The sequence below is a fragment of the Streptomyces sp. NPDC005141 genome (genome assembly GCF_053599975.1).
This window is the reverse complement of record NZ_JBSFYW010000087.1, coordinates 19,277-27,536: the sequence shown is the minus strand read 5'-3', so window position 1 is coordinate 27,536 and position 8,260 is coordinate 19,277. Positions and strand designations below refer to the sequence as shown.

At 70.4% G+C, this 8,260-nt stretch carries 8 protein-coding genes; 2 read left to right on the top strand and 6 right to left on the bottom strand.

Annotated elements, in window-relative coordinates:
- Positions 1-106: 106 nt before the first annotated feature.
- From ACWD68_RS38300 to ACWD68_RS38285, 4 genes are all read right to left on the bottom strand, one after another.
- The gene (locus ACWD68_RS38300; protein WP_451811082.1) at positions 107-376 is read right to left on the bottom strand and encodes a DUF1232 domain-containing protein; all 270 of its coding nucleotides are present in this window, start codon (positions 374-376) and stop codon (positions 107-109) included.
- Between the two features lie 111 nt (positions 377-487).
- Positions 488-1,396 (bottom strand): MBL fold metallo-hydrolase, encoded by a 909-nt coding sequence (locus ACWD68_RS38295; RefSeq protein WP_451811081.1) that lies wholly within the window; start codon positions 1,394-1,396, stop codon positions 488-490.
- A 50-nt stretch (positions 1,397-1,446) separates the two neighbouring features.
- Entirely contained in the window at positions 1,447-1,830 is a 384-nt protein-coding gene (locus ACWD68_RS38290) for a hypothetical protein (RefSeq protein ID WP_389499347.1), read from the bottom strand.
- A gap of 358 nt (positions 1,831-2,188) precedes the next feature.
- Positions 2,189-3,112, bottom strand: a complete 924-nt coding sequence (locus ACWD68_RS38285; RefSeq protein ID WP_451811080.1) for a MurR/RpiR family transcriptional regulator — start codon at positions 3,110-3,112, stop codon at positions 2,189-2,191.
- Between the two features lie 190 nt (positions 3,113-3,302).
- Between ACWD68_RS38285 and ACWD68_RS38280 the strand changes: the two genes are divergently transcribed.
- Positions 3,303-3,701, top strand: coding sequence for a hypothetical protein (locus tag ACWD68_RS38280; protein WP_451811079.1), 399 nt, complete (start codon positions 3,303-3,305; stop codon positions 3,699-3,701).
- A gap of 11 nt (positions 3,702-3,712) precedes the next feature.
- Positions 3,713-4,531: a DUF1206 domain-containing protein gene (locus ACWD68_RS38275; RefSeq protein ID WP_451811078.1), complete on the top strand. Its 819-nt coding sequence runs from the start codon at positions 3,713-3,715 to the stop codon at positions 4,529-4,531.
- Between the two features lie 95 nt (positions 4,532-4,626).
- Here ACWD68_RS38275 and ACWD68_RS38270 read toward each other — a convergent pair whose 3' ends face one another.
- Both ACWD68_RS38270 and ACWD68_RS38265 read right to left on the bottom strand, forming a co-directional pair.
- Positions 4,627-5,919: a ThuA domain-containing protein gene (locus ACWD68_RS38270; protein WP_451811077.1), complete on the bottom strand. Its 1,293-nt coding sequence runs from the start codon at positions 5,917-5,919 to the stop codon at positions 4,627-4,629.
- 22 nt (positions 5,920-5,941) lie between these two features.
- Entirely contained in the window at positions 5,942-8,188 is a 2,247-nt protein-coding gene (locus tag ACWD68_RS38265; protein ID WP_451811076.1) for an RICIN domain-containing protein, read from the bottom strand.
- Positions 8,189-8,260: the final 72 nt, after the last annotated feature.

The following is an 8,260-nucleotide window of genomic DNA, read 5'->3' as shown; positions in this document are numbered from 1 at the left end:
GTCGTCCCCCCGCCGCCGCGCTTCCGTGGGCCCCGGTGTCGGGGTGCGGGCCGGGGCCGCGGCCGCACCGGGTCCTCCGCCGGGGCCGGCGCGGAGCGCGCGGTGGCTACCGGGGCTGGGCGGCGCGCAGCGAGCGCAGGGCGAGCAGCATGACGCCGATGTCGTCCAGGTAGACGGGGTCGGGCAGCAGGTCCGTCGGCAGCACCAGATAGGCGACGGCGCCCCAGAACACCCAGCGAGGTCCGGTCGGCAGTCCGGCCCGCCGCAGGTCACGGCGGGTGCGCACGAGACGGAGCAGCAGCACGAGCGCCACGCCGAGCGCGACGGCTCCCAGGGCCGCGACGACGAGGACCACGTTCCATGAGATCGAATCCATGCGTCCGTCCAGGGCTCTTGTCGGGGTGTTACTCCTTTCCGTGTGCCCGCTCGTGCCCCGGCTACCGCCCCGGATACGGCCATCCGTGCGCGCGTGCCGGGGTCGGAGGCGTCAGGACCGGGCCGCCCCGGGTGTGTCGCGGCGGCAGATGACGAAGTCGTCGAACACGTGCCGACCGGGTCGCAGCCCGGCGGACTCGGTCGCCCGGCGGATGTCCAGCAGCTGATCCGTCGTCATCTGGAGGGGCGGCTCGTCGGGCTGGTAGGTGGTGCGTACGGGGTAGTCCCGCCCCGGTTCCCGGGACATCTCGATGTGGCAGCCGAGCACGTGCGTGACGGGGCGGCGTGCGCAGAAGTCGATCAGGCGGTCGATGGTGCGGGTGAAGGCGGGCCAGTCCTCGACGTACAGGCGCCCGGGATAGACCGTGTCGCCCGTGAGCAGGAGCCCGGTCCAGGGGTCGAAGAACGTCACCGCGGCCTCGTGGTGCCCCGGCGTGGCCAGACACTCCAGCACCCGGCCGCCGAGATCGACCCGGGCGACGGCGTCGGGATCGTCATGGAACCCGAAGAAGTCCCAGGCGCTGTCGCGGGCCGCGTCCACGACCTCGGTGCCGGGGCGGCCGGTGAACTGGCCGTCCCCCGCGATGTGGTCGCCGTGCGGATGGGTGTGCAGCACCAGCAGCCCGTAGTCGTCCCGGGGATGCGCGGCCGACCACGACGCCATCAGCTCGTCGACGACGCGCCGGAGCGGGAAGTGGTCGGCGGAGGCCGTGGCGCCCGTGTCGATCAGGACGGCCCGTGCCGTGCCGAACAGCAGGAACATGAAGGGCGCTTCGTAGTCGATCGCCATGTTCTGGCGAAGGATCACCGTGTGCTCGTCGTAGGCGTGGACCTGGATGTCGGGATCCGTGTTGTGCTTGGCCGAGGGCGATCCGTGGATCCACCGCACGTCGAGAGGTGCGGCGGGTGCGCGATCGTCGCTTCCACGGGCGCCGTCGGTCTGCTGCCTCGGAGTGTCCACGCCGTCTCCCTGGGACTCGGTCCTGCCGGACCACGTCAGGGCCCGGGACCTCAGTTTCGCGGGTGGGCGTGGTCCACCAGCGCCTGGGACACCGTGCGGATGCTCCGGGCGATGTGCTGGAGCTGCATGAGCTCGGCGGCGTACAGCTTGATGGTGTGCTCGATGACCCCCTCGTGCAGGCCGAGGCCGGGCAGCTCGGAGCGGGCGGTCTGCAGTGCCGTGCGGGCGACGCGTATCTCCTGCTGCACCTGCAGGTGCGCGTGGCGGGCGAGCAGGACGGGGTGCTTGTGCAGGACGGGGTAGCTCGCGTAGCGGCTCGGCACCAGCTCGCGCAGCCATTTCACCGCCGATCGCTCCCAGTCGAAGCTGCCGGGGGTCTTGACCTGGCACGGCCAGTCCGAGGTGATCGGTGAATACGTCAGGGCCATGTTCATCGCTTCCGGGTTACGTCGGCGGGGGACTCTGGGGCGGCCCCGGCATAGGGGATGACCGGGGCCGCCACCACGGGCCTCGCAGGCGAGACCCGCTCGATCACCCGGGACCCGATGCGGGTAGGAGCGGACGGCCCCGGGTGGTCATGGGTCGTGACCTGGAGGCCTCCGGGTCGCGATCCGCAAGAAGTATTTATATATACCGCCGGATGCGCAAGGACATGAAAACATTCATGCGCGCTTTGATACGAATGATCCCGTGATGCCGTGGTGACAGCCGGTACGGGAAAGGGGTTCTGCCGGTGCCGCGAGCCGGCCCGAGCCGTCGCGGGCCCCGTCCGCGGGGCGGTGCTGGGGGGGGTCAGTCCTTCAGGAAGAACTGATGCTGCTCGGCGACCTGCTCGTACTCCTCCAGGCGCGCCTGCGTGCGCTCCGGATCGGCGTCGGTCATGGCCTGGAGCAGCGCCGCCGACAGCACCACGGGCGCCGCGTAGGAGTCGAAGACGAGGCGGGAGCCGGTGCCTGTGGCGAAGGTGACATCGGCCTCGTCGGCCAGCGGGCCGAGCCCGAGGTCCGTGACCAGGGCCACCTGGAGGCCCGCGCTGCGCGCGACCCGCATCGCCGTGAGCGTCTCCTGGGCGTGCCGCGGCATCCCGAAGGCCAGGACCCAGGTGCCGCCCGCCTCGCGTGACTGGAGCAGCGCGTCGTAGGCGACCGAGCCGCCGCGCGTCACCAGCCGGACGTCCGGGTGGATACGGCGGGCGGCGTACGCGAAGTACTCGGCCAGTGAGACGGAGATCCGCAGTCCGAGGACCGTCAGCGGCGCCGACTTCGACAGGGCCCGTCCGACCCGGATGACCGCGTCGGGATCGGCGAAGTCCCGCCGCAGGTTCTCCAGGTTCTCGATCTCGGCGTCCACCGCCGCCTGGAGTTCGTTGCTCGTGACCTCGGCCGGGGTTCCCGGTGTGCTGCCCAGGGTGCTGAGCGCGATCGCCTGGAGCCGCTCGCGCAGCGCGGGGTAACCGCTGAACCCCACCGCCGCCGCGAAGCGGGTCACCGAGGGCTGGCTCACACCCACCCGCTCGGCGAGGTCGGTGATCGACAGGAAGGCCGCCTCGGTGATGTGCTCGATCAGGTACTGGGCGATACGCCGCTGGCCCGGGGAGAGCCGGGGGCCGTCGAACAGCTCCCTGAGCTGGGACGTGGGTGCCACGCCCGCCTCGGGAGCCGTCTTTCCCGAGGTGATCGCGGATGCCTGTGCGCGTGCCTGCTGCGGCGATGGCACCGGTGCGCCTCCTTCATGTCCCACGAAGCTCAACATAGCTCACGGACCGTTTTGACCTGGGCGGGTATCGGCGCAAGCAATGTCTGCGGTCCCCGTTTCACGCGGGGTCGCTGGGTACCCGTCTGTGCATCACGACGTGCTCGTTCGCGGGCGCGCGTGTCCGTTCACCGACGCGAGGGAGAGGGTTTTCATGAGCGTGCAACAACTGCCCGCGTCAACGGTTCATGTGATGCTCGGCGACTGTTCCGCGGCCGATGCCCGCAGCGTGCTCGCCGTCCTGTCCGGCCGCTTCACCGCGGACCGGGAGAGCGCGGACGAGCCCCACGAGTCCGAGGGTGGCCGGCCGACGGTGTGGACCGCCCTGTTCGACACGGCCGGTGATCCGGGGCGTGCTGCCGGGTCTGTCGCGGAACTTTCGGGGCAACCGACCGTGGAGGCGCAGGGTGGCCCTCTCGCGACGCAGCGTCTGCGAGAGGCCCTCGGTGCCGCCTTCGCCGTGCAGGAGCTGGGCACGGAGGCCGGTGACCAGGAGGTTCAGATGAAGCTGCGGCTGGATTCGAGTACGGCACACGAGACGCGGTCCGTGTGAACGCCGGGTCGGTGGCCCGCAACGGAGAGATCGGCGCCCGCCGCGCGGCGACCGGCTCGGCGCGGGAAGGCGCGGCCCGGGCGGGGCTGGCCGCGCGAGGGGTGATCTATGCCCTGGTCGGCGTGCTGGCCCTGCGCATCGCCTTCGGTGGCAGCGGTCGGCAGGCGGACCGGGGCGGCGCCCTGCAGGAGATCGCCTCGAAGCCGTTCGGGGCCGCCCTCCTGTGGGCCCTTGGCGCCGGCCTCGTCGGCATGGCGCTGTGGCGGCTGTCCGAGGCGGTGTTCGGTGGCGCCGGGCAGGACGGCGGCGCGGTGGGCAAGCGCCTGATGGCGGCCGCGCGCTCTGTCTTCTACGGGTTCGTCGCCTACTCCGTGCTCTCCTTCGCCGCCGGCTCGCGCGGCAGCGGTTCGAGCGACAAGCAGTCCCGCGATGTCACGGCCAAGGCGCTCGGCGTGCCCGGTGGCCAGTGGATCGTCGGCGCCGCCGGTGTGGGGCTGGTCGTGGCGGGCGTCTGGATCGCCGCACGGGCCGTCATGCGCAAGTACCACAAGCATCTGAAGCTCGGCGAGATGTCGCGACGGATCCGCCGGGCCGTCGACACGGCGGGGGTGGGCGGCGGGGCCGCGCGCGGCGCGGTGTTCGCCGCGGCGGGGGTCTTCGCGGTCCGGGCCGCCGTGGACTACGAACCCGACAAGGCCAAGGGGATGGACGACACGCTGCGGTCCTTCGCCGGAACGCCGATGGGTCCCTGGCTGCTGGTCTGCGTCGCCCTGGGGCTGGTCCTGTTCGGACTGTTCTCCTTCGCGATGGCGCGGTGGCGCCGGGTGTGACGCCGCGCGGGCACGCCGACCCCGGCCGTCCGACCCGCCCCGAAAGGTGCCCCCGCCGCGCGCACGCGACGGGGGCACCTTCGTGGATCGATCCGTCAGGGCTGCGCGGTGAGTGCGAAGCTCTGCGCGGCCGAGCCGTCACAGGCGCGCTGGGTGAGCTGCACGCTGTTCGCCGCGGAGGCCGCCGCGCTCAGGCACTTGCCGCTGTGCCGGGCGGTGAAGTGGTAGCGCCCACCGCTCTCCTTCACCGGCTGCCACTGCTGGTTCTGACCGCTCGACCAACTCCACAGCTGCAACGGCGCGTTGTCGGCCGTCGAGCGGCCGGTCACATCGACGACCTGCTGCGGATCGGGGCGCAGGGTGATCCGCGTGTAGCCGCTGTCCGTCGAGCGGAACTGGAACTGCTGCGCCTGCGTGCCGTTGCACGCGTACTGCTGGATCGCGGTCCCGTTCGCCGTGCCCGCCGCACGGGCGTCCACGCAGGTGCCGTTGCCGGAGTTGGCCAGCGAGTACCAGGTGGTCTCGGAGATCGGATCCGCCGGTGGCACCGGCGTGCCCGCCCCGCCGAGCCACTTCAGCCCGTCCAGCAGGAACCGGTTCTGTGTCGCACTGGCGAACGTCGACGACAGCGTGGTGTTCGTCGCGTAGTCCATCGCGTTGTGACCGAAGTTCGCGTACAGCATGCGGTATTTCGCGTTGGTCCACAGAATCGGGTAGTAGCCGCTGTTCCAGGTCTGGTTGGGGTCCGTGCCCAGCGGGAAGCTGCTGGGATCGATCGAGGCGAGAATCCGGATGTCCGGGTTCTGCCGCAGGTCGTTGGACCAGCTGTACCACTCGCTGACCGACGAGGTGAAGGCCGCGGGCAGGTTCGCGGTGGAGGGGTGCGTCCGGTCCTCCACCTTCAGGACGGCCGTGGTCGGACCCCAGGTGTTGGAGCGGAAGTTCCCCGTGCCGAGGAACTGGTTGTGATACCACGGCCAGCTCTGCGCGTCGGTCGTGAAGGCGGAGACGTGGAAGCCCAGCCAGCCGCCGCCACCGCGCATGTACTGCTCGAAACCGGCGCGTTGGGCCGCGGTCTGCGGCAGGTCGTCGAGGAACAGTACGACCTGGTACGCGTTCACGCCGCCGTTGCTGAGCAGGTCCCAGTTGTTGCTGGCCGTGTAGGTGAAGCCGTTGGCCGCGGCCTGCTTGGGGAACCAGTCGTTGGCCTCGTGGACGAAGCTGATGTGGGCGGCGTCCCAGGTGCCGTTGTAGAGGGCGAGCACCTTGAACGGGGCCGCCGTGCCGCTCGCGTGCGCGGCGGGCGGTGCCGCGAGGCCGAACAGGGCCGCCAGCAGGACGAGGACCCGCAGGACGCCGCGTGCCGGACCGGACTCGCTGATGCGCATCCGCATTTCCTTCCCGTGCATGTCAGGGGTAGCTGACGAGGTTGGCGACATTGGTCGAGGAGTTGGACGGCCCGCCCCGGTCGTTGACGACGTGCCGGATGGTGCCCGTGCCGCCCAGCGAGACGGTCACCATGTCCTTGAAGCGCACGTTCGCGTTGCTGGGCGCCTCGATGGCGTGCTCGGCGGCGACGGAGGAGTTGACGTTGAAGTAGCAGTAGCTGCCGAAGCCGTACACCTGATGACTCGTCACGGAGGCCGCGACCTTGTAGGCGGCGTAGCCCTGCGTCGAGCCGTTCATCCACGCGGCCTGGTTCGGCGGGTCGTAGGGCATCTCGTTCTGGTAGAAGTAGGTGCGGCCGCCGTTGCCGTTCCAGATGGTCTGGTGCTTCTGGTAGTGCTCGACGAACAGGCCGTACATGGTCACGTCGTCACCGTTCACCACGAGCCCGGTGTCGGCCGTGTTGCTCGTCCAGCCGACCCCGCTGCCGTGGTCGGCGCGCCACAGCCACAGATGGTCGCCGATGACGTCGTCGCTGTTGACGGTCAGGCTGGTGGTGGCCTTTCCGACGCCCGCGCCGCCGATGCGGAAGAACACGTCGTGCAGGGAGCTCGGGTCGGCGCTGTGGTCCGCGGAGGAGCCGCTCGGCCCCATCTCCAGCAGCTGCGCGGAGTTGGTGGTGCCCGCGTCGATCAGCAGCCCGGCCAGGTGCACACCGCTCACGTCGGCCACCGTCATGGCGGTGATGCCGTTGTCGGGGACGACCGTGGCGAGACCGAGGCCCAGCACCACCGTGCCGGCCCTGGTGACCTTGAGCGTCTGGTCCAGGTGGTAGACACCCGGCGTCACCAGCAGGTTCTTGCCCTGGGCCAGCGCGTCGTTCAGCTGCGCCGCCGTCGCGCCCGGCTTCACCACGAAGAAGTCGGAGAGTGGCAGGGACGTGCCCGCGGGAGCCCCCGAACTCCAGCTTGTACCAGTGGAGTTGGTGCGCACGGAGGGTACGAACACCTTCCAGGCGCCCGCCGTGTCGACGTACAGGAAGGGCTTCTCGCGGGAGACCGGCGTCTGGTCCACCGTCGTGTACGGCGGGCTCGGGAAGCTGTTCGCGGGGGCGTTCCGCGCGCCGACGAACACCATGTTCCAGTTGGAGCCGGTCCAGTTCGACCACTCGGTGTTCCGTGACAGCCACTGCTGCTGCGAACCGGAGTTGACCTGACCGTCGATCTTCGTGTCGGCCATGTAGCCGCCGCTGGACCAGCCGCCGTCGTCCAGCGCCAGATTGCCGCGCAGATGCATCCGCCGGTACGGCGCGGCCTGCGACACCGCCCACCGGTCCGAGCCGGACGGGGGAGTCACCGACAGGTTCTCCGCCGAACGCCAGAAGTTCTGGGTCGCGTTGCCCTGGAACCAGTCCGCCTCGGTGTGCACCGTGCCCCGGATCGTGACGTCGTCGGGGGACAGGCCAAGACCCGCGACCTGGGTGTAGAAGCCGACGTTCGCGTTGGCGCTGTAGCTGCCGGGCTTGAAGAGGAAGGCCTTGCGGGCGGTGCCGAACTGGTTGGTCTCCTGCTGGGAGAAGGCCGAGTCGAGGCTGCTCTGGATGGTGGCGGCCGGGGTCGACGGGTCGAAGACGGTGACGTTCGGGCCCAGGTCCGGTGTGCCGGGCGGCTGTTGCGTGTCCACCGCGTTGACGTAGAAGGACTGGGCCGCCGTGCCGTTGCAGGTGTACTGGTGGAGCTGCACGCTGTCGGCGGTGGAGGCACTCGGCACGTCGAGGCATTTGCCGCTGTTGCGGTTCACGAAGTGGTAGGCCCCGCCGGCCTCCGCCACGGCCTGCCACTGCTGATTGGTGCCGCCGCCGTACGCCCACAGCTGCACCAGCGCGCTGTCCGCGGTCGAGACATCGGTGATGTCCCAGGCCTTGGTCGCGTCGGCCCGGTTGTCGACCTGGGAGTAGCCGCTCGACGTGGCGGCGAACTGCCACTGCTGGGCCTGGCTGCCGTTGCAGGCGTACTGCTGGACCGCCGTACCGTTCGCGGTTCCGGCGGCGCGCGCGTCGACGCACTTGCCGCTGCCCGCGTTGACGACGGTGGCCCAGCCGGTCGGCACCGCGGCCGCCTGCGCGACCGCGGCGTTCCGGGCGACCGCGTTCTGCGAGGCGAGGGTCAGGCCCGACACCGTTGTCGCCACGAGGGCGGTCACCGTCAGCAGCCTGGTCGTCCGGTGGCGACCGGACCTTCTTCTGGATCCGGGCAGGGGAAATCTGGACATGGGGGACGCTCCTGCAAGAGTGGGGGGTTCAAGTCTGTGAACGACGAATGCATTCATGGAGTCTTGGTGATC

Bases quoted from the DNA above. Each gene is read 5' to 3' on its own strand.
- ACWD68_RS38265 (WP_451811076.1), bottom strand. From the start codon at position 8,188: ATGTCCAGATTTCCCCTGCCCGGATCCAGAAGAAGGTCCGGTCGCCAC.
- ACWD68_RS38280 (WP_451811079.1), top strand. From the start codon at position 3,303: ATGAGCGTGCAACAACTGCCCGCGTCAACGGTTCATGTGATGCTCGGC.
- ACWD68_RS38300 (WP_451811082.1), bottom strand. From the start codon at position 376: ATGGATTCGATCTCATGGAACGTGGTCCTCGTCGTCGCGGCCCTGGGA.
- ACWD68_RS38290 (WP_389499347.1), bottom strand. From the start codon at position 1,830: ATGAACATGGCCCTGACGTATTCACCGATCACCTCGGACTGGCCGTGC.
- ACWD68_RS38270 (WP_451811077.1), bottom strand. From the start codon at position 5,919: ATGCGCATCAGCGAGTCCGGTCCGGCACGCGGCGTCCTGCGGGTCCTC.